The sequence below is a fragment of the Streptomyces sp. NBC_00252 genome (genome assembly GCF_036187565.1).
In the GTDB taxonomy this organism is placed as follows: Bacteria; Actinomycetota; Actinomycetes; order Streptomycetales; family Streptomycetaceae; genus Streptomyces.
In genome coordinates this window covers 1517560-1540276 of sequence record NZ_CP108087.1, presented here as the reverse complement: position 1 = coordinate 1540276, position 22717 = coordinate 1517560, and the positions used below count along the sequence as shown (strand labels likewise).

20 protein-coding genes are annotated in these 22717 nt (G+C 70.1%); 16 read left to right on the top strand and 4 right to left on the bottom strand.

Annotation, left to right across the window (positions count from 1 at the left end):
• The first annotated feature begins 50 nt into the window (after positions 1-50).
• The 16 genes from OHT77_RS06710 (at position 51) to OHT77_RS06640 (ending at position 19083) form a co-directional block, all read left to right on the top strand.
• Positions 51-1868, top strand: a complete 1818-nt coding sequence (locus OHT77_RS06710) for an ABC transporter ATP-binding protein (RefSeq protein ID WP_328827089.1) — start codon at positions 51-53, stop codon at positions 1866-1868.
• A 347-nt stretch (positions 1869-2215) separates the two neighbouring features.
• The gene (locus OHT77_RS06705) at positions 2216-3745 is read left to right on the top strand and encodes a glycosyl hydrolase family 28 protein (protein ID WP_328827088.1); all 1530 of its coding nucleotides are present in this window, start codon (positions 2216-2218) and stop codon (positions 3743-3745) included.
• Complete coding sequence (locus OHT77_RS06700; RefSeq protein WP_328827087.1) at positions 3742-7068, top strand: alginate lyase family protein; 3327 nt, start codon at positions 3742-3744, stop codon at positions 7066-7068. Before OHT77_RS06705 ends, OHT77_RS06700 begins: the two co-directional genes overlap by 4 nt.
• A gap of 27 nt (positions 7069-7095) precedes the next feature.
• Positions 7096-8346 (top strand): alginate lyase family protein, encoded by a 1251-nt coding sequence (locus OHT77_RS06695; RefSeq protein WP_328827086.1) that lies wholly within the window; start codon positions 7096-7098, stop codon positions 8344-8346.
• 116 nt (positions 8347-8462) lie between these two features.
• Complete coding sequence (locus OHT77_RS06690) at positions 8463-8573, top strand: putative leader peptide (protein ID WP_323185582.1); 111 nt, start codon at positions 8463-8465, stop codon at positions 8571-8573.
• Positions 8574-8640: 67 nt separating this feature from the next.
• Positions 8641-9525 (top strand): glutathione S-transferase C-terminal domain-containing protein, encoded by an 885-nt coding sequence (locus OHT77_RS06685; RefSeq protein WP_328827085.1) that lies wholly within the window; start codon positions 8641-8643, stop codon positions 9523-9525.
• 407 nt (positions 9526-9932) lie between these two features.
• On the top strand, positions 9933-10913 hold the full coding sequence (locus OHT77_RS06680; protein WP_328827084.1) for an amino acid ABC transporter permease: 981 nt from the start codon (positions 9933-9935) through the stop codon (positions 10911-10913).
• Positions 10910-11707 (top strand): amino acid ABC transporter ATP-binding protein, encoded by a 798-nt coding sequence (locus OHT77_RS06675; RefSeq protein WP_328827083.1) that lies wholly within the window; start codon positions 10910-10912, stop codon positions 11705-11707. The genes OHT77_RS06680 and OHT77_RS06675 overlap by 4 nt, the downstream gene beginning before the upstream one ends.
• A gap of 53 nt (positions 11708-11760) precedes the next feature.
• The gene (locus OHT77_RS06670) at positions 11761-12786 is read left to right on the top strand and encodes an ABC transporter substrate-binding protein (protein ID WP_328827082.1); all 1026 of its coding nucleotides are present in this window, start codon (positions 11761-11763) and stop codon (positions 12784-12786) included.
• A gap of 79 nt (positions 12787-12865) precedes the next feature.
• Positions 12866-13630: a GNAT family N-acetyltransferase gene (locus tag OHT77_RS06665; protein ID WP_328827081.1), complete on the top strand. Its 765-nt coding sequence runs from the start codon at positions 12866-12868 to the stop codon at positions 13628-13630.
• 2 nt (positions 13631-13632) lie between these two features.
• The gene (locus OHT77_RS44990; protein WP_401323942.1) at positions 13633-13767 is read left to right on the top strand and encodes a putative leader peptide; all 135 of its coding nucleotides are present in this window, start codon (positions 13633-13635) and stop codon (positions 13765-13767) included.
• Between the two features lie 74 nt (positions 13768-13841).
• Entirely contained in the window at positions 13842-15062 is a 1221-nt protein-coding gene (locus OHT77_RS06660) for an LLM class flavin-dependent oxidoreductase (protein ID WP_328827080.1), read from the top strand.
• An 18-nt stretch (positions 15063-15080) separates the two neighbouring features.
• Entirely contained in the window at positions 15081-16454 is a 1374-nt protein-coding gene (locus OHT77_RS06655; protein ID WP_328827079.1) for an NtaA/DmoA family FMN-dependent monooxygenase, read from the top strand.
• Complete coding sequence (locus tag OHT77_RS06650; RefSeq protein ID WP_328827078.1) at positions 16451-17530, top strand: LLM class flavin-dependent oxidoreductase; 1080 nt, start codon at positions 16451-16453, stop codon at positions 17528-17530. Before OHT77_RS06655 ends, OHT77_RS06650 begins: the two co-directional genes overlap by 4 nt.
• Before the next feature lie 15 nt (positions 17531-17545).
• The gene (locus OHT77_RS06645) at positions 17546-18679 is read left to right on the top strand and encodes an LLM class flavin-dependent oxidoreductase (RefSeq protein WP_328827076.1); all 1134 of its coding nucleotides are present in this window, start codon (positions 17546-17548) and stop codon (positions 18677-18679) included.
• The gene (locus tag OHT77_RS06640; protein WP_328827074.1) at positions 18679-19083 is read left to right on the top strand and encodes a GNAT family N-acetyltransferase; all 405 of its coding nucleotides are present in this window, start codon (positions 18679-18681) and stop codon (positions 19081-19083) included. Before OHT77_RS06645 ends, OHT77_RS06640 begins: the two co-directional genes overlap by 1 nt.
• Here the strand turns inward: OHT77_RS06640 and OHT77_RS06635 are convergent.
• From OHT77_RS06635 to OHT77_RS06620, 4 genes are read right to left on the bottom strand one after another with little or no spacing between them, the layout of a single operon-like run.
• Positions 19080-20147 (bottom strand): phosphotransferase enzyme family protein, encoded by a 1068-nt coding sequence (locus OHT77_RS06635; protein WP_328827073.1) that lies wholly within the window; start codon positions 20145-20147, stop codon positions 19080-19082. The genes OHT77_RS06640 and OHT77_RS06635 overlap by 4 nt on opposite strands.
• Positions 20144-20905 (bottom strand): ABC transporter ATP-binding protein, encoded by a 762-nt coding sequence (locus OHT77_RS06630; protein WP_328827072.1) that lies wholly within the window; start codon positions 20903-20905, stop codon positions 20144-20146. The genes OHT77_RS06635 and OHT77_RS06630 overlap by 4 nt, the downstream gene beginning before the upstream one ends.
• Entirely contained in the window at positions 20902-21675 is a 774-nt protein-coding gene (locus tag OHT77_RS06625) for an ABC transporter permease (protein ID WP_033279143.1), read from the bottom strand. The genes OHT77_RS06630 and OHT77_RS06625 overlap by 4 nt, the downstream gene beginning before the upstream one ends.
• Complete coding sequence (locus tag OHT77_RS06620; protein ID WP_328827071.1) at positions 21672-22700, bottom strand: ABC transporter substrate-binding protein; 1029 nt, start codon at positions 22698-22700, stop codon at positions 21672-21674. The genes OHT77_RS06625 and OHT77_RS06620 overlap by 4 nt, the downstream gene beginning before the upstream one ends.
• Positions 22701-22717: the final 17 nt, after the last annotated feature.

Genomic DNA, 22717 nt, shown 5'->3' with positions numbered 1-22717 from the left:
AGTCCTGGCCAGCCGTCACGCCGGGCGCCGGACGACATCACGGGGTGGGGATGGAATCGCCTGAATCGCGCGTCGCCGGACCGCGCAGAGGCCCGGTGTTACTCGCACTTCGTTACTACGGACGGGAGTTGGCCCGGCTCCGCCGCTGGACCGCGCCCGCCACACTGCTGCCCGCACTGGGCAACATCGGCATCAACTACATCGCCCCGCTGATCGTCGCCAAACTCGTCGGCCGCATCGCGGGCGACGCGGGCATCGGCGTGGGCTCATCACTGCCGTACCTCCTCGGGTTCGCCGGAGTGCTGCTGCTCGCCGAGGTGTTCTGGCGCCTGGGACTGCACTGTCTCAACCGCCTGGACGCGCTCGGCATCGAGCACCTGTACGTCATCGGCATGGACGAACTCTTCGCCAAGGACGCCGCGTTCTTCCACGAGAACTTCGCCGGGTCGCTCACCAAGCGGGTGCTGAGCTTCGCCTCCCGCTTCGAGGAGTTCGTCGACACGATGACGTTCCAGGTCGTGGGCAGCCTCGTCCCGCTGGTGTTCGGCTCGGTCGTGCTGTGGCGCTACGAACCGCTGCTCGTCGTAGGCCTGTTGGCGATGATCGCGCTCACCGCCCTGGTCGTCGCGCCCCTCATCCGGCGCCGCCAGGCACTCGTCGACCTGCGCGAGGAGGCCATCGCCCGGGTGTCCGGCCATGTCGCCGACAGCCTGATGAACATGGACACCGTCCGCGCGTTCGCCGCCGAGGAACGCGAGGCCGCCGAACACCGGTCCCGCGTCGCCCAGTCGAGGCGCCTCACCCTCCGCTCCTGGGACTATGGCAACCTGCGCATCGACACCCTCGTCGCACCGCTCTCCGTGCTCACCAACGCGCTCGGCCTGCTCCTCGCGGTGGCCCTCGGCGGCGGCGAACACGGCGTCGAGGCCGTCGTCGTCGCGTTCACGTATTACACGAACGCGACCCGGATCATGTTCGAGTTCAACCAGATCTACCGGCGCCTCGAGAGCTCGATGACCGAAGCCGCCCAGTTCACCGAGCTGTTGATGGCCCCGCCCACCGTCCTCGACCCGGACAAGCCCGAACCCCTGCGCTCCCGGGCAAGCGACGTCCGCTTCGAGAACGTCACCTTCGCCCACGCGGGCGCCGACACCCTCTTCGACGGGCTCGACCTGACCGTGCCCAGCGGCACGAAGATCGGCCTCGTGGGACGGTCCGGCGGCGGCAAGACCACTCTCAGCCGACTGCTGCTGCGGATGACGGACATCGACGCGGGCCGCATCCTCATCGGCGGCCAGGACATCACCAAACTGCGCCAGGTGGACCTGCGCAGCCTCATCGCCTACGTCCCGCAGGACCCGGCGATGTTCCACCGCACCCTGCGCGAGAACATCACCTTCGCGCGGCCCGACGCCACCGACACCGAGGTCCGGCGGGCGGCGGAGGCCGCGCACGTCACCGAGTTCGCCGACACGCTGCCGGACGGCTTCGACACGATGGTGGGGGAGCGCGGCATCAAGCTCTCGGGCGGGCAGCGCCAACGCGTCGCCCTCGCCCGGGCGATCCTGCGCGACGCCCCGATCCTGCTGCTCGACGAGGCGACCAGCGCCCTCGACTCCGAGAGCGAGGTCCTCGTACAGGAGGCGCTGTGGCGGCTCATGGAGGGCCGGACCGCACTCGTCGTCGCGCACCGGCTGAGCACCGTCGCCGGCATGGACCGGCTCGTCGTCCTCGACCGAGGCCGGATCGTCGAACAGGGCGCGCACCAGGAGCTGTTGACCGCGGACGGCGCCTACGCGAAGCTCTGGCGCCACCAGTCGGGCGGCTTCCTCGACGACAGCCCCGAACAGGCCGCCGACCTGCACTGACGGCCCGAACCGCAGCTGGATTCCCGGGACTTCGCGCAGCGGATCTCCGGGACTTGGGCCGTCCCCGGCGGACAACCGGTTTCTAGCCGACCGCGTTCCGGCGCCGTCTCACCGAGGCCGACCAGTCTTTTCGAAAGTTCGCCCAAGGTCTTGACGCCGTTTCCGAGCCGGAAGAAGCTCTGCCCCAACGCGCAACAACCGGTTTCTATAGGAGGTGGCGGTGGCCGTGATGTACGTCGTCCCGATCCTGCCGATCTTCCTCGTCGCCCAGCGGGGCTCCGTCGCCGGGATGTCGTCGACCGGCCTCAAGTAAGCGCCCTGCCACCCCTGTTGCAAGGAGTCGCACCATGAGCACACCCCTGTCCCGCCGCACCGCCCTCCAGGCGGCCGGTGCCACCGCGCTCGCCGCCGGGCTGACCGGCCTGACCGCCACGGCGGCCCACGCCGGAGGCGGCCGCAACTCCCGCCCCAGGCTGGTCACTTACCCGCGTCCGGCGACCATGCCGACCAACACCGGCTTCCAGGTGCGGGTCCGCAGCACCCCGCACGGCAGCTGGCAGACCCTCGACATCTACCGCCCGCAGTTCGAGGAGATCAACGCGAGCACCGGTTCCGGCAAGGTCTACGACTCGTCGATGGCGTACTTCGACTTCGACGGCTCGGCCGAGATCGAGGTGACGTACCTCAAGGGCGGCACCACCAAGGCCCGGGTGAGACCGGACGCGCTGGGCATCACGCCCGAACTCCTCGGTGACAGCCTGCGGTTCACCCTCCACGAGCCCAAGGACGTCGTCGTCCAGATCAACGACGAGATCTTCGACGCCCTGCACCTCATCACCAACCGCGTCGAGCACCACGCCCCGTCCCCCGACGACCCGGACGTCCTCTACTTCGGCCCCGGCGTCCACACCGTCACCGGCAACGTCCTCACCGTCCCCAGCGGCAAGACCGTCTACCTCGCGGGCGGCGCCGTCCTCACCGCGCAGGTCTACTTCAAGAACGTGGAGAAGTCCCGCTTGGTCGGACGCGGTGTCCTCTACAACAACCCCGGCGGCGCGATCCTCAGCGAGGGCAGCAAGAACATCCGGATCGAGGACGTCATCATCCTCAACCCGGCAGGCTACGCGGGCACGTTCGGCGAGAGCGAGAACGTCCGGGTCACCAAGGCACGCGCGTTCAGCTCGAAGGGCAACGGCGACGGCTTCGACGTCTTCTCGTCGACCGGGATCACCTTCGACGGCTGCTTCATGCGCAACTCCGACGACTGCATCGCCATTTACTGCCACCGCTGGGACTACTACGGCGACACCCGCGACATCACCGTCAAGAACTGCACCCTGTGGGCGGACGTCGCCCACCCGATCAACGTCGGCACGCACGGCAATTCCGACGCCCCCGAGACGATCGAGAACCTCCTCATCCAGAACATCGACGTCCTCGACCACCGCGAACCCCAGATGAACTACCAGGGCTGCATCGCCCTCAACCCCGGCGACTCCAACCTCGTCAAGAACGTGCGCATCGAGGACGTCCGGATCGAGGACTTCCGCTGGGGCCAGGTCATTTACATGAAGGTCATGTTCAACACGAAGTACAACACCTCGGTCGGCCGCGGCATCGAGGACGTGTACGTCAAGAACCTCAGCTACACCGGCACCCACGCCAACCCGTCGCTCCTTCTCGGCTACGACGCCCAACACGCCATCAACAACGTCACGTTCGAGAACCTGGTGATCAACGGAGTCGTCGTCGCCGACTCGATGAAGAAGCCGAGCTGGTACTACACCACCGACGAGATCCAGTGGTTCTCCAACGAGCACGTCACCCACCTGAAGTTCCTCACCACCGCCGAGGCCGAGGCGGCAGCGACGTCATGAAAACCCCCGCACCGAGCCGTCGGGGCTTCCTCGGAGGCACCGCGGCCCTGCTCCTGGCATCGGGTGCGAGCGGACTCCTCGCACCGGGCACCGCCCGGGCCGCCGAGAAGTACGCCTCAGCCTTCATCCACCCAGGCCTGCTGCACACCGCCGCCGACCTCGCCCGCATGAAGACGGCGGTCACCGCCAAGCAATCCCCGCTCTACGACGGCTACTTGGCGCTCGCCGCCCACGCCCGCTCGTCCTCGTCGTACACCGTGCAGAACACAGGCCAGATCACCACCTGGGGCCGCGGCCCCGCCAACTACCAGAACCAGGCCGTCGCCGACTCGGCCGCCGCCTACCAGAACGCCCTCATCTGGTCCGTCACCGGCGACACCGCACACGCCGACAAGGCCCGCGACATCCTCAACGCCTGGTCCGGTTCGCTCACCGCCATCACCGGGGCCGACGGACCGCTCGGCGCGGGCCTCCAGGCCTTCAAGTTCGTCAACGCCGCCGAACTGCTCCGCCACACCGGCTACGACGGCTGGGCCGCCGCCGACATCGCCCGCTGCGAGGAGTCCTTCCTCCGCGTCTGGTATCCGGCCCTGTCCTGCTACACCCTCTACGCCAACGGCAACTGGGACCTGACGTCCCTTCAATCCCTGCTGGCCATCGGGGTGTTCTGCGAAGAACCCGCCCTCTTCAACGACGCGCTCCGCTTCGCCGCGGCCGGCGCGGGCAACGGCAGCGTCCTCCACCGCATCGTCACCGCCGCCGGCCAGGGCCAGGAGAGCGGCCGCGACCAGGGCCACGAGCAGCTGGCGGTCGGCCTGTTGGCGGACGCGGCGCAGGTCGCCTGGAACCAGGGCGTCGACCTCTGGGGCTTCGACGAGCACCGCATCCTCGCCAACGTCGAGTACGCCGCCCGCTACAACCTCGGCGGCGACGTCCCCTTCGTCCCCGACCTCGACCGCACCGGCAAGTACATCAAGACGTCGGTCTCGGCCACTTCACGCGGCATCCTGCCGCCCATCTACGAGATGGCGTACGCGCATTACGCCGGTGTGCGCGGGCTCGACACCCCGTACACGAAGAACGCCGTCTTCCGTGGCCCCGGCGGCACCCGCGTCGTCGAGGGCAGCAACGACGACCTGCCGAGCTGGGGCACCTTCGCCTACGCCGGAGCGACGGCCCCCTCACAGACCGCGCCGACACCCCCGGCCGGCGTCACCGCGGTCGGCAACGACCGCTCCGTCACGGTGAGTTGGCTGCCGTCGACCTGGGCCGACTCCTACACCGTCCTTCGGGCGACCGACGTGGACGGCCACTACGAGAAGATCGCGTCCGGCGTCACCCGCCCGACGTACACCGACCGGAACGTGCACGCGGGACGGACGTACTACTACACGGTCGCCGCCTCCAACACCCTAGGCAGGAGCGGCAGTTCGACATGGGCGGCAGCCACGGCCGGTCTCCCCACCCCCTGGTCGACCCGCGACGTCGGGGACGTGAAGATCCCCGGTTCCGCAGCCTTCGACGGCGAACGCTTCGTCCTGGAGGCGAGCGGCACCGCCGACACCTACCGTCTCGTCCATCTCCCGCTGCGCGGCGACGGCACGGTCACCGCGCGGATCGTGTGGCCGCTCAGCTCGCAGTACTCGAAGATCGGGGTGACCGTGCGGGCGTCCCTCGCCCCGGACGCGGCGCACGCCTCGATGCTGATCCAGGGGCTGCCGCTGCACACCTGGAGCGGAGTGTGGACGGCGCGCCCGGTGCGCGGAGCGGAGATCTCCGCGACCGGCAGCACACCCGTCCCGCCCTCGCAGCAGCAGGCGATCACGGTGAACGCCGCCTTTCCGCTCTCCGACCTGGGCACGCTGCCCGAGTCTGCGACCCCCCTGGAGGCGCCGTACGTCGAGGGCGCGGGCGACGGCTACCGGCTGCGGAAGCCCTACTGGGTGCGGGTGGCCCGCAAGGGCGCGCGCTGTGCCGGCGCCATCTCCCCGGACGGTGTCCACTGGACCGAAGTCGGCTCCACCGAGGTCGAGTTGGGCCGCACCGCGTACGCGGGCCTCGCCCTCACGTCCTGCCTCGGCGTCGACGAGGACTACGCCGAGACCGGCACCGGCGCCTTCGACAACGTCAGCGTGACCTCCTCGTCCGGCACGGTCTGGCGCGTACCCCGCCCGGCCCGCACCGTCACCGACCTACGGGCCGAACCGGGCGGCGACGCCGTCGAGTTGGCCTGGAGCGACCCGGACCTCTCCGCCGAGTACACGGTGCTGCGCGCGACCCGAGCCGCCGGGCCGTACAGGACCCTCGCCACCCGCGTCGGCCCGGTCGGCTTCGGCACCCGCGTCCGGTACACCGACGCGACGGGGACGCCCGGAACGACGTACCACTACACGGTCGCGAAGACCAACGCCGGTGGCCGGGGGCCGCGTTCGGGGCGTGTGCAGGCCGTGATGTCGACCCCGGCCCAGCCTCAACTCACCTCCGCCACCGCCGTGTTCACCAACCAGGGCGCGACCTTCCGGTATCTGCTGCGAGCCTCGCACGAGCCTGTGCGGTTCACGGCGGACGGGCTGCCCGCCGGGCTGCGCATCGACCCGCGCACCGGGCTCATCACCGGAACCCCCACGCGGGCAGGGGAGTTCACGGTCGCGACGACCGCCGCCAACGCCTCCGGGACCGCGACCGGCACCCTCGCGCTCACGGTCGGCGGCGCGCCGCCCGCTCCGTGGACGTACGGCGACCTCGGCGACACCGTGCTCGACGACCGCGACGTCGGGACGCTGGGCGTGGTGGCGATCACCACGCCGGGCAGCACGTCGTACGACGGCGGGATCTTCACCGTGCGAGGCGCGGGCGTCGACCTCAACGTCAACGGCCAAGGAATGACAGGGCAGTTCGTACGGCGGCCTGTCAGCGGGGATTGTGAGGTCGTCGCGCGGATCGTCTCCCGCGATGGGGTCACGACCGACCGGATCGGGCTGCTGATGGCGAAGTCGCTGTCGCCGTTCGACCAGGCCGCCGGGACGATCGTCACCGGCGGGAGCAGTGCGCAGCTCATGCTCCGCAAGACCGTGGCCGGTGCCTCCGCGTTCACCGGCGGCGCCGCTGTCACCCTCCCCGCCCTGCTGCGGCTGCGGCGCGCCGGGACCGCCTTCAGCGCGGCGCTGTCCACCGATGACGGCGGCACCTGGACCCCCGTCGCCGACGGAGAGATCCCCGGCTTCGGTGACGCCCTCTACCACGTCGGGCTGGTGGTCTGCTCGCGTGACCAACTGGTCCGCTGCACCGCCGAGTTCGACGAGGTGAGCATCACGCCCACCTGATCCTTCAGGGATTGGAGACGCACCGCAATGAGCCGCACGTCCCCCCACGAGCACCTCCGCAGAGCAGAGTTGAGCCGCCGCGGTCTTCTGAAGACCGCAGGCGGGCTCACCGCGGCCGTCGCCCTCGGCGGCGCCACGGTGGCCACGACCGCGCACGCGGCCCCGGCCACGTTCACCCACCCCGGCATGCTGCACAACGCCGGCGACATCAACCGCGCCAAGGTCAGGGTCGCGGCGGGAACCGACCCCTGGCTGTCCGGCTGGAACAGGCTGACCGCCAACTCCCACTCCCAGTCGACCTGGACGAACCGGGCGACGGCGACGATCGTCCGAGGCGGCACGGGACAGAACTACAGCCTCCTCTACAACGACATCGCCGCCGCCTACCAGAACGCCCTGCGCTGGAAGGTCGGCGGCACCGAGGCCAACGCGGTGTGTGCCGCGAACATCCTCAACGCCTGGTCCAGGACGCTCACTTCGATCGGCGGCGACGCCGACCGGTTCCTCGCGGCCGGCCTCTACGGCTGGCAGTTCGCCAACGCGTGCGAACTCATGCGGGACTACTCCGGGTTCGACCTCGCCGCGGCGCAGGAGCTGATGGCGAACGTCTTCTACCCGATGAACAACAGCTTCCTCACCCACCACAACGACGCCTGCATCACCAACTACTGGGCCAACTGGGACCTGTGCACCATGGCGTCCGTGCTCGCCATCGGCATCCTCAACGAGGACTCCGCCAAGTACGACCAGGCCGTCACGTACTTCATGTCCGGTGCGGGCAACGGCTCCATCGCGCACGCGGTGCCGTACCTGTACACCGACTCGGACGGCTACGCGCTGGGCCAGTGGCAGGAGGCGGGCCGCGACCAGGGACACACCGTCCTCGGCATGGGCCAGATGGGCGCGGTCTGCGAGATGGCCTGGAACCAGGGCGACGACCTGTACTCGTACGACGGCCGACGCTTCATGAAGGCCGCCCAGTACGTGGCGAAGTACAACAACGGCGGCGACGTGCCCTACACCACCTACACCTGGGGCACCGGGCAGAGCTGCGCCCAGTCGTCCCAGACGGTGATCTCCTCCGCCTCGCGCGGCCAGCTCCGCCCCGTGTGGGCGATGCTCCACTTCCACTACAACCGGCGCGTCAACCTCGACGACAAGTACATCTCGGCCATGTACTACGACCTCGTCGCGCCCGAGGGCGGGGGAGGTGACTACGGCTCCGACAGCGGCGGCTACGACCAGCTCGGCTTCGGGACGCTGATGTACGCGAAGTAGGGACGCGGGGCGTCCACGGACCGGGCATCGATGCCCGGTCCGTGGACGCCCTCTTGACCTCGGGTGGCGGTGGATCGACACTCGAGCAGGGAATCCTAGTGAACAGGTAGGGAAATATGGGGCTTGAGCCGTTCGCCACTCGTCGCGCGGGCCGTTCGCCTCTTCTGACCTCCCGCCGTCACATCGATCTGCTGCGAGTCTGCAGCGCACTGAACCCCCTGCGCTGAACCCCGCCCACCGCACGACGACGCTTCCGCCGCGCGTACGTCCACGCGCCCGTACCCGGGGAGTCCCATGTCCAGCACGCCTCTCGCCGCCGTCCCCTCGCCCCGGTCCACCCCCGCGTTCCGGGGCCGGATCGGGCGCGACGCGCGCAGCGGGCACTACGCCGTGCCGCGCCGCTACCGCCTCCACCTGTCCACCGCCTGCGCCGACGGCCTGCGCATCGCCGTCACCCACAGCCTGCTCGGCCTCGACGAGAGCTGTCCGGCCGTGTTCCTGTCCGCCGTACCCGACTGTCCGAGCGGTGGACACTCCGCGCTGCGACCGCTCTACGAGGCGAGCGCGCACCGCTACTCGGGTCCCGCCGCCGCGCCGGTCCTCAGCGACGACTGGTCGGGCCGGATCGTCAGCACCCACGCCCCCGACATCATGCGCGACCTCGCCCGGCACTTCGGCGAGCGCGGACCCCGGCTGTACCCGTGCGACGCCGAGTCCGAGATCGAGGCCGTCGAGCGGCTGTGCGCGCAGGGCATCGAGGACGCCGCGCAGCGCGCCGGAGCGGCCGGGGTCGAGCAGGCGGAGCGCGACGAGGCGCTCGGCCGGCTGCTGGAGACCCTGGGCTCACTGGACCGCTGGCTGGACGGCCGCGAGCACATGATCCGGGACGAACTCACTGCCGCCGACGTCGAGTTGTGGGTGTCACTGGTACAGCTCGACACCGTGCACCGCAACCACCTGGACGCCGCCGCCGTGCAGCGCATCGCCGACCACCCGCACCTGTGGGCCTACGCCCGTCGCCTGGCCGCCCACCCGGCCTTCGGCACCCACCTCGACCTCGACGGCATCGCCCGCCGGCACCACGCCCACTGCCGGGGCCTGGAGGCCGCAGGCGCGGCTGTCCAGATCCTGGACTGGGCAGCCCACGCGGCCGACGAAACCGGGGCCTGTCGCAGTTGAGCGGCCTCCCGGACCGTCCAACAGGTGGACCGTCGTTGACAGTCGAACAGGCATCTGACTGAATACCGCTTCAATGAGCGCGAGGCCCATCGGGGCCGGAACGGCAACGGTGACGGACATGTACGCAGCTTCGAGGACGGCCACGCGCCGCTCCCACGGCTGCGTACTGCCGTACGCGAACCCGCTCGTCGAGGACCGCGCCGTCGATCTCCTGCGCGTGAACAGCGCACTGTGTACCGCACCGGGCTGCGCCCGCTGTCGAGGCTGACGACTTCGCCCAAGAGTTTTCCAGCTCTTCCCGTTGGTCATTCCAGCCCCCGGTCCGTGCGTCTCTCGCCGTGAGCGTCACTTCCGTCACGCCCAGGTGCCGCGGTCCGGGGAGCTCCCACTCCCGCCGGAGCCCCCTCATGAGTGAACCCCCAGGCACCACCGTGTCCCTGGCCGAGGCGCCGTCCGCCGACGCCCCGTCAAAACCCCTGACAGCACAGCGAGTTCAGCCCCTGCGCCGACCCGGCCGCTGGATCGTCACGCTGGCCGTGCTGGTCGTCGTCGCCCAGTTCGTGCACGGCCTGGCGACCAACTCGTTCTACCAGTGGGACCGCTTCGGCTACTGGTTCCTGCGCCCGACGATCCTCGACGGACTCGTCATCACCCTCCAAGTGGCCGCGCTCAGCGCCGTGCTGGGCTTGGTCGGCGGCATCCTGCTGGCCCTGGCCAGGCTCTCGAAGAGCCCGGTGCTGCGCGCCGTGAGCTGGACCTATGTGTGGGCACTGCGCTCGATCCCGCTCATCGTGGTGCTGATCTTCCTCTACAACTTCAGCGCCCTGTACAAGACGCTCAGCATCGGCGTCCCCTTCGGCCCCGCCTTCTTCTCCTTCGACGAGTCGAAGCTCGCCACCGACATGGCCGTCGCCGTCGTGGGACTCAGCCTCAACGAGGCGGCGTACGCGGCCGAAGTGGTCCGCGGCGGCATCCTCTCCGTCGACCAGGGCCAGCACGAGGCGGCCTCCGCCCTCGGCCTGCCCAAGGGGTACCAGTTCCGCCGGATCGTCTTCCCGCAGGCACTGCGCTCCATCACCCCGAACTACGTCAACCAGCTGATCGGCCTGATCAAGAGCACCTCCCTGGTCTTCTACGTCTCGCTGCTCGACCTGTTCGGCTCCGCGCAGACGATGGGCTCCACCTACCCCGGCGACATCGTGCCGCTGCTCCTGGTCGTCACCGTCTGGTATCTGATCCTGACCAGCGTGGTGTCCGTCATCCAGTTCTACGTCGAACGGCACTACGCCCGCGGCGCCACCCGCTCTTTGCCGCCCACCCCGTTCCAGAAGCTCCGCACCGGCGTCACCGATCTGCGGGCCCGCATCCGTCGGGAGACCGCGATATGACCACGCACACGATCGAACCGCTGACGGAGATCGTCCCGGCCGCCGTGGAGGTGCACGACGTGCACAAGTGGTACGGCGCCCACCGGGTCCTGGACGGCGTCGACCTGACCGTGCGGCCCGGCGAGGTCACCGTGATCCTCGGCCCGTCCGGCTCCGGCAAGTCCACGCTGCTGCGAGTCATCAACCACCTGGAGAAGCCGGAGATCGGCTATGTCAGCGTCAACGGCGAGCTGATCGGAGTGAAGCAACAGGGCGGTCGGCTCAAGGAGTTGAGCGAGCGAGCCATCCTCGCCCAGCGCAGCAGGATCGGGTTCGTCTTCCAGAACTTCAACCTCTTCCCGCATCTGACCGTCCTCGACAACGTGGCCGCCGCGCCCGTCGCCACCGGCCGCCTCGGCAAGCCCGAAGCCCTGGAGCTGGCACGGGAGTTGCTCGGCCGCGTCGGACTCGCCGAGAAGACGGGCGCCTACCCCCGCCAGCTCTCCGGCGGCCAGCAGCAGCGCGTCGCCATCGCCCGCGCGCTCGCCCTGCGCCCCGGCGTCATCCTCTTCGACGAGCCGACCTCGGCTCTCGACCCCGAACTCGTCGGTGAAGTCCTCGCCGTCATCAAGGACCTGGCGACCAGCGGCACCACCCTTGTCATCGTCACCCACGAGATCGGCTTCGCCCGCGAGGTCGCCGACCGGGTCGTCTTCATCGACGGCGGAAAGATCGTCGAGCAGGGCCCGCCGCACGAGGTCCTCGACAAGCCGCAGCACGAGCGGACCCGCGACTTCCTCAGCAAGGTCCTCTGACTCCCTTACCAGAACTCCCACTTCCGTCCCGAACAACGAACCTAGGAACAGCCATGTCTCCGCTCAGCCTTCGCAGCAGACTCACTCGCGGACTCACCGCGGGAACCGTCCTCGCTTCCCTCGCCGGCGGGCTCGCGGCCTGCGGCGGCGACAGCGACGCGGCCACCACCACCGACAGCGCCGCCGGCACGGTCACCGTGGGCGCCCTCTCGAACGGCGCCGCCCAGCAGGCCACCCTCAAGGTCGCCGAGGTGAAGTCGATCAGCGCCGAGCTGCCCAAGTCGGTGGCGAAGAGCGGCACGTTGGAGATCGGCGTCGGCTTCCTGCCGGCCGGCTCTCCGCCGCTCGGCTACGTCGGCTCCGACCAGAAGACGCTCACCGGTTCCGAGGCCGACATCGGCCGCCTCGTCGCCGCCGTCCTCGGTCTCAAGCCGGAGCTGAAGAACTCCACCTGGGAGAACCTCTTCATCGGCCTCGACAGCGGCAAGGTCGACGTCGCCTTCTCCAACGTCACCGACACCGAGGAGCGCAAGGCGAAGTACGAGTTCGCCTCCTACCGCGAGGACAACCTCGGCTTCGCCGTGAAGTCGACCAACTCCTGGAACTTCGACGGCAATTACGAGAACCTCGCCGGCAAGACCGTCGCCGTGGGAGCCGGCACCAACCAGGAGCGCATCCTCCTGGAGTGGAAGAAGAAGCTGGCCGCCGAGGGCAAGAAGGCGCTCACCGTCAAGTACTTCCAGGACAACAACAGCACCTACCTCGCGCTGGCCTCCGGGAAGATCGACGCCTACCTCGCCCCGAACCCCTCGGTCGCCTACCAGGTCTCCTCGACCAAGGGCACGGCCAAGGCGGTCCGCAACGCGGGCACCTACTCCGGCGCGGGCTCCTCCCTCCAGGGCCTGATCGCGGCCACCGCGAAGAAGAACAGCGGCCTCGCCAAGCCCCTCGCCGACGCCATCAACTACCTGATCAAGAACGGCCAGTACGCCAAGTGGCTGGCCGCCTGGAACCTCTCCAACGAGGCCGTCGCCAAGTCCGAGGTCAACCCGCCCGGACTGCCGTTGACCGACTCCTGACCCACCCTCTCCGCAAGGGGACCCCGCCGCAGCGCAGCGGGGTCCCCGCCCGTGCGACCAGTACCGGAGCCGTCACCCGATGTCTTCCACCGCCAGTATCGAAACCACCACCTCCACGTCCCACATCCTGGACAACCCGGCATGGGCCGCGCTCACCGGCCCGCACGCCCACTTCGCCGAACGCGTCGGCCGGGCCGCCCGCTACCCCGCCGACGTGGCCGGCTTCCACGCCATCACCGACAACGACGACCCGCGCGCCTGGGCTGACCTCGCCGCGCTCGTCGGCCCTGGTGGCGCCGCCTCCGTGCGCGGGGTGGACGAGGCCCCGGACGGCTGGGAGATCGTCCGCAGCGGACAGGGCGTCCAACTCGTGGACACCGGACTGCGGGCCGAACCCGACCCCGAGGCCGTCCTCCTCGGCCCCGCGGACGTCCCCGAGATCCTCGACCTGGTCGCCCGCACCGAACCCGGCCCCTACCTGCCCCGCACCGTCGAACTGGGCACCTACCTCGGCATCCGCCACGAGGGCCGCCTGATCGCCCTGGCCGGGGAGCGCCTCCACCCGCCGGGCTGGACCGAGATCAGCGCCGTGTGCACCGACCCCGACCACCGCGGCCGGGGCCTCGCCACCCGCCTGGTCCGCGCCGTCGCCGCCGGCATCAAGGAGCGCGGCGACCACCCCTTCCTGCACGCCGCCGCGAACAACACCGACGCGATCCGGCTCTACGAGTCGATCGGCTTCACCCTGCGCGCCCGCACGCTCTTCTCCCTCATCCGGCGCACGGGCCCGACCGTCGCCGCCGATCCGCGAGAATCCGCCGCCGATCCGGAAGAAACGGCATAGGCATGCCGTTGCCCCCTATGAAGCCGGAATCCGTGGAGGTGGAGCACATGTGTGGCGCATCCATCCTCGACGTGCGTCTCACCACGCGGCAGCACATCGACCTGCTGCGCACGGCCGGCGCTCTCTGTCGCCCCTGACCCCGTTGCCCCAGCCGCCGTGCGCCCCGTCCGAGGGCCGGCGATCTCGTACGGATCTCCAGGAAGGCACCCTCGTGTCATCGACCTCCGTTCCTCCCCTGCATCTCGCCGTCGCCCTCGACGGCACCGGCTGGCACCCGGCCTCCTGGCGCGAGCCGGTGGCCCGGCCCCGGGACCTGTTCACCGCCGCGTACTGGGCCGACCAGGTCGCCGAGGCCGAGCGCGGACTGCTGGACTTCGTCACCTTCGAGGACGGCCTCGGCCTCCAGTCCTCGCACTACGGCGAGCTGGACGGCCGCACCGACCAGGTCCGCGGCCGCCTCGACGCCGTCCTCGTCGCGGCCCGTGTCGCACCCCTCACCAGCCACATAGGCCTGGTCCCGACGGTGGTGTCCACGCACACGGAGCCGTTCCACATATCCAAGGCGATCGCCACCCTCGACTACGTCAGCACCGGCCGCGCGGGCCTGCGCGTGCAGCTCTCCGCCCGCCCGCACGAGGCCGACCACTTCGGCCGCCGCACTTTCCCGCCGATCAGCCTGGAGAGCCTGCGGACCGAGGCCGGACAGGAGCGCCTGACCGAGCACTTCGACGAGGCCGCCGACTACGTCGAGGTCGTGCGCCGCCTCTGGGACAGCTGGGAGGACGACGCCGAGATCCGCGACATCGCCACCGGCCGCTTCGTGGACCGCGACAAGCTGCACTACGTCGACTTCGAGGGCAAGCACTTCAGCGTCAAGGGCCCCTCCATCACGCCCCGGCCGCCGCAGGGCCAGCCGATCGTCAGCTCCCTGGCCCACCAGACCATCCCGTACCGGCTGGTGGCCCGCGCCACCGACATCGGCTACGTCACCCCGCACGACACCGACGACGCCCGCGCGATCGTCGCCGAGATCCGCGCCGAGCAGCAGACCGCGGGCCGCGCGGACGAAACCCTGCACATCTTCGGCGACCTGGTGGTCTTCCTCGACGACGACGAGGCCACGGCGGTGGCCCGCCGCGAACGCCTCGACGCCCTCGCGGGAGAGCCGTACACCAGCGACGCCCGCATCTTCACCGGCACCGCCGCCCAACTAGCCGATCTCCTGCAGGAGTTGCAGACCGCGGGCCTGAGCGGCTTCCGGCTGCGGCCCGCCGTCGCCGGGCACGACCTCCCGGCGATCACCCAGAAGCTGGTCCCCGAACTCCAGCGCCGGGGCGCCTTCCGCCAGGCCTACGAGGCCGACACCCTGCGCGGACTGCTGGGGCTCGCCCGCCCCGCCAACCGCTACGCCGCTGCCGCAGCCACCGCCTGAGCCGGAGGACCGTACGACATGAGCAAGCCCCTGAAGCAGATCCACCTGGCCGCCCACTTCCCCGGCGTCAACAACACCACCGTGTGGAGCGACCCCGCGGCAGGCAGCCACATCGAGTTCAGCTCCTTCGCGCACTTCGCGCGGACCGCCGAGCGCGCCAAGTTCGACTTCCTCTTCCTCGCCGAGGGCCTCCGGCTGCGCGAACAGGGCGGAAAGATCTACGACTTGGACGTGGTCGGCCGCCCCGACACCTTCACGGTCCTCGCCGCGCTCGCCGCCGTCACCGAACACCTCGGCCTGACCGGCACCATCAACTCCACGTTCAACGAGCCCTACGAGGTGGCCCGCCAGTTCGCCAGCCTCGACCACCTCTCCGGTGGTCGCGCGGCATGGAACGTCGTCACCTCCTGGGACGCGTTCACCGGCGAGAACTTCCGGCGCGGCGGCTTCCTGCCGCAGGACGAGCGCTACTCCCGGGCCAAGGAGTTCCTCGCCACCACCCAGGAACTCTTCGACTCCTGGCACGGCGACGAGATCGTCGCCGACCAGGCGACCGGAACCTTCCTGAGCGACGCCAAGGCCGGTGCCTTCGTCCACCAGGGCCAACACTTCGACATCCAGGGCCAGTTCAACGTCCCGCGCTCCCCGCAGGGCCGCCCGGTGATCTTCCAGGCGGGCGACTCCGACGAGGGCCGCGAGTTCGCCGCGTCCAGCGCCGACGCCATCTTCAGCCGGTACAGCACCCTCGACCAGGGCCAGGCGTTCTACACCGATGTGAAGTCCCGCCTCGCCAAGTACGGCCGCAGGTCCGACCAGTTGCTGATCCTCCCGGCCGCGACCTTCGTCCTCGGCGACACCGACGCCGAGGCCGAGGACCTCGCCAAGGAGGTGCGCCGGCAGCAGGTCAGCGGCGCCACGGCCCTCAAGCACCTGGAGTTCGTCTGGAACCGGGACCTGTCGTCCTACGACCCGGACGGCCCGCTGCCCGAGATCGACCCGGACGTCAGCGACAACCACATCTCCAAGGGCCGGGCCCAAGTCCGCATGTACCGCGACCCGTTGGCGACCGCCCGTGAATGGCGTGAGCGGGCGGAGGCGAACGGCTGGTCCATCCGCGACCTGGTCATCGAGACCGGCAACCGGCAGGCCTTCATCGGCTCCCCGTCCACCGTCGCGAAGACCATCAACGACTTCGTGCAGGCCGACGCCAGTGACGGCTTCATCCTCGTCCCGCACATCACCCCGACCGGCCTCGACCCGTTTGCCGACAAGGTCGTCCCGCTCCTCCAGGAGCAGGGCGTCTTCCGCACCGAGTACGAGGGCCCGACCCTGCGCGACCACCTCGGCCTGGCCCACCCCGACGACGTGCGCGAGGAACGGGCGGCATCGTGAAGTTCCTCGCGATCACCCTCATCGTCCACCGCCCCGACCCGGTCACCGGCGTCCAGAAGCCGACCCACGAACGCTTCCGCGAGGTCCTCGACAACGCCGTACTGGCCGAGGAGCTGGGCTTCGACGGCTTCGGCGTGGGGGAGCGGCACGAGCGGCCCTTCATCTCCTCCTCGCCGACGGTGGTCCTCAGCCACATCGCAGCGCTGACCCGCCGCATCCGCCTCTTCACGGCCGTCACCACGCTGAGCCTGCTCGACCCCGTCCGGGCCTACGAGGACTACGCGACCCTGGACCATCTCTCCGGCGGACGCCTCGACCTGATCATCGGCAAGGGCAACGGCACCGCCCAGCGCGAGCTGTTCCACGTCACGCCCGAGGACCAGTGGGAGCGCAACGCCGAGAGCTACGAGGTGTTCCGGCAGCTCTGGCGCCAGGACAAGGTGACGGCGAAGACCCGCTTCCGCCCCGAGCTGAAGGACGCGGAGGTGTGGCCGCGGCCGTACCAGCAGCCGATCCGCGTGTGGCACGGCAGCGCGACGAGCAGGGAGAGCGTCGATCTGGCCGCCCGCTACGGCGACCCGCTGTTCTCCGCGAACGTCACCAACCCCATCGAGCCGTATGCCGAGTTGATCCGCTACTACCGTGAGCGCTGGGAGCACTACGGCCACGACCCGGCGGACATCGCGGTCGGCGCGGGCACGGCCGGGCTCCATGTCGCGCCCACCACCCAGGAGGCGCTGGCCGCCTACCGGCCGGTCTTCGAGAGCAACCTCGCCTTCCAGAAACAGGTGGGCCTGCCCATCGTCTTCGAGACCCTGGAGGACTACGTCGAGCGCAGCTCCGCGCTGATCGGCAGCCCGCAGCAGGTCATCGACAAGGTGCACCGTTACCACGAGCAGTTCGGGCACACCGTGCTCCATCTGCACGCGGACGCAAGCGGCTTGACGGACAGTCAGCACCGCGCGTCGCTCGAACTCTTCCAGTCGGCGGTGACGCCCGTGCTGCGCAAGGACATCCCGGACCCGCCGTTCGACTGGGGACCGGTGCTGCCCGAGCCCGTTTCCGCCGGCCACTGAGGAGTGAGCGAGCACATGTCCATCCCTCTCGGCGTACTCGACCTGGTCCCGATCTCCTCCGGCTCCACCGCGCCCGAGGCCCTGCGCAACTCCATCGAACTCGCGCGCAGGGCCGAGGAGTTCGGCTACGCCCGCTACTGGTTCGCCGAGCACCACCTCAACCCGGGCGTCGCGGGCACCTCGCCCGCGGTGGTCCTGGCGCTGACGGCTTCCGCCACCTCCACGATCCGGCTCGGCTCCGGTGCCGTACAACTCGGCCACCGCACCGCGCTGTCCACGGTCGAGGAGTTCGGCCTGATCGACGCGCTGCATCCCGGGCGCTTCGACCTGGGCCTCGGCCGTTCCGGCGGCCGTCCGTCGCCGCCGCTCCCGCCGACGACCCCGATCGTCGACGGCCGGGCCCCCAACGGCCTGCGCATCCCGCCCCGTTTCTCCTTCGAGCGCCTCCTCGGCTCCCCGCGGATCGCCCTCCAGCGCAAGCTGCTCCTGCTGCCCGACGCCACGTCCCAGGACTACGCCGAGCAGATCGACGACGTCCTCGCCCTGCTGGCCGGCACCTATCGCTCGCCGGAGGGTGTCGAGGCCCATGTCGTACCGGGCGAGGGTGCCGACGTCCAGGTGTGGATCCTGGGCAGCAGCGGAGGCACGAGCGCCGAGGTCGCGGGCCGCAACGGCCTCCGCTTCGCGGCGAATTACCACGTCAGCCCGGCCACCGTCCTTGAGGCGGCGGACGGTTACCGCGCCGCGTTCCAGCCGTCCGACGTCCTCGACAAGCCCTACGTCAGCGTCTCGGCCGACGTCGTCGTCGCCGATGACGACGACACGGCCCGCGAACTCGCCACCGGCTACGGTCTCTGGGTGCGCTCCATCCGCACCGCCGAGGGCGCCATCCAGTTCCCCACCCCGGACGAGGCCCGCGCCCACGTCTGGACCGACGAGGACCGTGCCCTGGTCCAGGACCGCGTGGACACCCAGTTCGTCGGCTCACCCACCCGAGTCGCCGACCAACTCGAACAACTCCAAGAAGCCACCGGCGCCGACGAGTTGCTCATCACCACCATCACCCACGCCCACAAGGACCGAGTCCGCTCCTACGAACTCCTCGCCCGGGAATGGCACCGCCGGGGTCACTCCGCCCAGTCGAGCTGATGCGCAGGGGCCCCGCCCCCACGGACCGCCCGTACGCGACGGCTTCGCTCCATCTCACCGCGATGGTGCGGGAGTTCGGGGCCACCTGTCTGGTCGCCCGGGACGAGGACGGGATCCGGGGATACATCTTCGGGTTCGTCACACCGGATCGGCTTGGGTATGTGCATCTGGTGGCGACCCGGGACGACGCGCGCGGTAGCGGGCTCGGGCGGAGGCTCTACGGGGCCTTCGTCGAGGCTGCCGGGCGGCAGGGGGCCGTGCGGCTCAAGGCGATCACCTCGGTTGCCAATGAGGGGTCGATCGTCTTTCACCGGGCGCTCGGGTTTGCTGCGCGGGTGGTCGAGGACTACGACGGGGCGGGCGTGCCCCGGGTCGTCTTCACTCGTGAGTTGTCGGTGTCCTAGTGCCGCCGCACCAGGTCCAGCAGGCGCTGTCCGCTCTCCCCGGAGAACCACTCCGCGTGGCCCACGTAGTACTCGTATGCCAGGCGGGTGTTCTCCGGCGACCGGGTGACGCCGTGGAAGTAGCCCAGCTCGGAGAGGGCGAACTCGGCATGTACCAGGGGGAGTAGTGCCGGGAGGGCCTTCGACTCGGCGGGGGTCAGCGGGCGGAGCGACTGGTAGCCGTCCAGGAGTGCGACGGCGTCCGCGTCGCGGACCGGGAAGCCGGGCTTGAGCCACTGGACCGTGTTGCGTTCGATGGCCGTGGCCAGGTCGTGGACGGCGGTTGTGCGGTCGCTCATGCCGAAGTCCAGGGCCGTCGCCACCGAACCGTCCTTGTTCCAGAGGAGGTTGGAGGCGTGCCAGTCGTTGTGGGTCCAGAGGGGAGCCAGGTCCGGGAGGTGCGGGGCCAGGTTCTCGTGGAGGGGGAGAAGGGCGCGTTGCGTGTCCTCCCGCCAAGGGAAGTCCGCCAGCCCCTTGGCCAGTTGGGGGCGCTCCTCGACGTAACGCTCCAGCTCTGGCAGCGGGTCGGGGGACGCGAACACCGTGAACGACGCCACCAGCGGCTGCACTCGGCGGCGCGGGGCGTCGAAGCCCTCCGCCGCCAGGTGCAGCCGGGCCAGTGCCTCGCCGGCGGCCCGCGCATGGGCGAGGGAGCGGAACGGGGACCAGGACAGGGCGTCGCGGTAGAGGTCGATGCCGACTCCGGCCGAGTGGACCTCGTACGTCCACTCGCCGCGTGTCGCCAGGTCCAGCACCTCGACGACCGGGGCGCCGCGCAGCCGCAGGTGCCGTAGGAAGGCGTGTTCCTCGGCCAGGCCCTCCGGCGTGCGGACTGAGGTGTGGTGGCGTTTCACGAAGAGGCGGTGGTCGGACCGCTCCACGACGGCCGCCGCCGACAGGGGGCGCGGGCTGCGCCACACCACCCGGGCCGGGCCCACGATGTCGGTGACCTCGGCGTCCGTCAGGGGTGGCCAGTCGGGGTCGACCGGGTCGGTGCCCAGACCGTGGGCGAGGTGTGAACTCATGCTGTGCGCACCGCCGTTGTGCCGCGCAGGGCGTCCAGGACGCGGCGCTCGGTCGACGCGAAGTCCGGGTTCGTGAAGTCGTCGGCGCCGCGCGGGCGGGCCAGCGGGACCTCGACGCGGTCGACGATGGTGGCGGGGCGCGGGGACAGGACGTGGACGGTGTCCGCGAGCAGGACCGCCTCGCGGATGTCATGGGTGACCAGGACGACGGTCCAGCGGTGGCGTTGCCACATGCCTGCCAGCCACAGCTGCATCTCGGTCCGGGTGAGGGAGTCGAGCGCGCCGAAGGGTTCGTCGAGCAGGAGGACCGGCCGCTCCAGAACGACCGTACGGAGCAGGGCCGCTCGCTGCCGCATGCCGCCGCTGAGCTGCGACGGGTACGCCTTCTGGAAACCGTCGAGGCCGAAGTCCGGGAACAGGGCGTCGGCCCGGCGCCGCGCCTCCTTCTTGCCGACTCCCTGCGCTTCAAGGCCCAGTGCCGTGTTGTCGAGCACGGTCCGCCAGGGGAACAGCAGGTCCTTCTGCGGCATGTACGCCACCTTGCCGGACTCCACCCCGGCCGGTTCGCCCTCCACCAGGACCCGGCCGGACGTGGGGCGGTCCAGGCCGGAGACCAGGTTGAAGAGCGTGCTCTTGCCGCTGCCGCTCGGACCGATCACGGCCGCGAACTCGCCTGGCTCCACGGCGAGTTCGAGGTCCCGCAGGACCTCCAGCGGGCCGAAGGACTTGCCGACGCCCTCGATACGAAGACTGCTCATGACGCCTTGTCCTCCTTCAACGCCCGCTCCCACGGCAGGACCAGCCGTTGCAGCAGATAGGTCGCCCCGAACAGGGCGATGCTCAGCGCGGCCGTCACCGCGACCGCCGCGAACACCAAGTCGGTGCGGAACGCGCTCTTTTGGGCCTGCATATAGATTCCGAGGCCGGCTTCCGCGCCCGCGTACTCGGCGAAGACGGCGCCGACGACGGCGTAGGTGATGCTCACGCGCAGTCCGGCGAAGAAGTACGGCATCGCGCTCGGCACCCGGACGAGGCGGAACGTCCGCCATCGGCCCGCGCCGAGCGAGCGCAGCAGCCGCATCGCCTCGCGGTCGGTCGCCGCGAAGCCCGCCGCGAGGTTCGCGGCGAGCGGGAAGAACGTCGTCAGCGTCACCACCAGCATCTTCGGCAGCAGTCCGAAGCCGAACCAGATGATCAGCAGTGGTGCCACGGCGACGATCGGGATGGTCTGCGAGGCGACGAGCAGCGGGTACAGGCCCCGGCGGGCCGCCGAGGAGAAGTCGAGCAGTACGGCCACCAGCCAGGCCGCCGCGAACGACAGCGCGAAGCCGAGCAGCGTCTCCTGGAGGGTGGGGAGCGTCTGGTCCCACAGGTCCTGGCGGTTCAGCCAGCCCTGCTCCACGACCCGGGCGGGCGAGGGGAGGGTCGTGGGATCGACGCCGGCGGCGGTGACGTACAGCTGCCAGCCGCCGAGGACCACGGTCAGGACGAGGAGCGGCGGCCACAACGACCGCAGGAGCGGCCTCACTTGGCGTCCGGGAGATACGCGTCGGTGAAGAACGTCGTCGCCTTCGGGGCGGCCGTCAGCTTCTTGCCGTTCGCGTCGACCAGCAGCCCTGCTTTGTACTCGAAGTCCGCGAAGGCCTGCCAGCGCGCGGCGCTCTGCGTGCCGATCGCACCGTCCGCGCCCTTGTAGTACTCCTTGGCGAGCAGCCGCTCGCTCTCCTTCACCAGCTTGGTGTTGGTGAGCACGCTCTTGTTGGCGGTGATGAGCAAGTCGGCTGCCTGGTCCGGGTGTTCGGCGGCGTAGCGGTAACCCTTGTCGACGGCGGCCAGGAACTTCCTCGCGACCCCCGGGTTCTTCTTGAGGAACTGGTCCGAGGACGCGACGAGCGTCGAGTAGATCGCCGGGAAGCCGTAGTCGGACAGCTGGAAGTTCTTCAGCGGCTTGCCGTTCAGCTCCGCCTCCAGCCCCTCCCAGGTCGGCATCGGCATCGCGAAGTCCGCCTGGCCCGCGTAAAGCGCCGCGTACGCCGAGGTGTTGAGGGTGACCTGCTTGAACTCGCCCTTGCCGCCCGCGTTCTGGATCACCCTCTGCAGCAGCGGCTTCTCGTAGGGCGCGCCGAAACCGGCGTACGTCCTGCCGTCGAGGTCCTTCGGCGAGGTGATGTCCGTCCGGTCCGCGCGCACCGCGATCGTCACGTCCGTCTTCTGTGTCACCGCGTAGACGGAGGTGATGTCCTGGCCCGCGGCACGGGCGGTGGTGACGCCCTCCTGGTACGAAATGCCGAAGTCCGCCTTGTGGTTGGCGATCAGCGTCTCGGGCGCGGTCGAACCGTACGGCACGATCTTCACGTTGATCCCGGCGGCCTTGAACCAGCCCTTGGCCTGGGCGACGTAGATCCCGGTGTGGTTGGTGTTGGGCGTCCAGTCCAGGGCGAGGGTGACGGTCGTGGTGCCGTCCTTCGTGGCGGCCGTGGAGTCGGCGGAGCAGCCGGTGACGGCGAGGAGCGCGGTCGCGGCCATGGCGGACAGGGCGGTTCGGCGATGCATGTCGGGTCCTTCGAGGG

Bases quoted from the DNA above. Each gene is read 5' to 3' on its own strand.
- OHT77_RS06710 (WP_328827089.1), top strand. From the start codon at position 51: ATGGAATCGCCTGAATCGCGCGTCGCCGGACCGCGCAGAGGCCCGGTG.
- OHT77_RS06705 (WP_328827088.1), top strand. From the start codon at position 2,216: ATGAGCACACCCCTGTCCCGCCGCACCGCCCTCCAGGCGGCCGGTGCC.
- OHT77_RS06700 (WP_328827087.1), top strand. From the start codon at position 3,742: ATGAAAACCCCCGCACCGAGCCGTCGGGGCTTCCTCGGAGGCACCGCG.
- OHT77_RS06695 (WP_328827086.1), top strand. From the start codon at position 7,096: ATGAGCCGCACGTCCCCCCACGAGCACCTCCGCAGAGCAGAGTTGAGC.
- OHT77_RS06690 (WP_323185582.1), top strand. From the start codon at position 8,463: ATGGGGCTTGAGCCGTTCGCCACTCGTCGCGCGGGCCGTTCGCCTCTT.
- OHT77_RS06685 (WP_328827085.1), top strand. From the start codon at position 8,641: ATGTCCAGCACGCCTCTCGCCGCCGTCCCCTCGCCCCGGTCCACCCCC.
- OHT77_RS06680 (WP_328827084.1), top strand. From the start codon at position 9,933: ATGAGTGAACCCCCAGGCACCACCGTGTCCCTGGCCGAGGCGCCGTCC.
- OHT77_RS06675 (WP_328827083.1), top strand. From the start codon at position 10,910: ATGACCACGCACACGATCGAACCGCTGACGGAGATCGTCCCGGCCGCC.
- OHT77_RS06670 (WP_328827082.1), top strand. From the start codon at position 11,761: ATGTCTCCGCTCAGCCTTCGCAGCAGACTCACTCGCGGACTCACCGCG.
- OHT77_RS06665 (WP_328827081.1), top strand. From the start codon at position 12,866: ATGTCTTCCACCGCCAGTATCGAAACCACCACCTCCACGTCCCACATC.
- OHT77_RS44990 (WP_401323942.1), top strand. From the start codon at position 13,633: ATGCCGTTGCCCCCTATGAAGCCGGAATCCGTGGAGGTGGAGCACATG.
- OHT77_RS06655 (WP_328827079.1), top strand. From the start codon at position 15,081: ATGAGCAAGCCCCTGAAGCAGATCCACCTGGCCGCCCACTTCCCCGGC.
- OHT77_RS06645 (WP_328827076.1), top strand. From the start codon at position 17,546: ATGTCCATCCCTCTCGGCGTACTCGACCTGGTCCCGATCTCCTCCGGC.
- OHT77_RS06640 (WP_328827074.1), top strand. From the start codon at position 18,679: ATGCGCAGGGGCCCCGCCCCCACGGACCGCCCGTACGCGACGGCTTCG.
- OHT77_RS06635 (WP_328827073.1), bottom strand. From the start codon at position 20,147: ATGAGTTCACACCTCGCCCACGGTCTGGGCACCGACCCGGTCGACCCC.
- OHT77_RS06630 (WP_328827072.1), bottom strand. From the start codon at position 20,905: ATGAGCAGTCTTCGTATCGAGGGCGTCGGCAAGTCCTTCGGCCCGCTG.
- OHT77_RS06620 (WP_328827071.1), bottom strand. From the start codon at position 22,700: ATGCATCGCCGAACCGCCCTGTCCGCCATGGCCGCGACCGCGCTCCTC.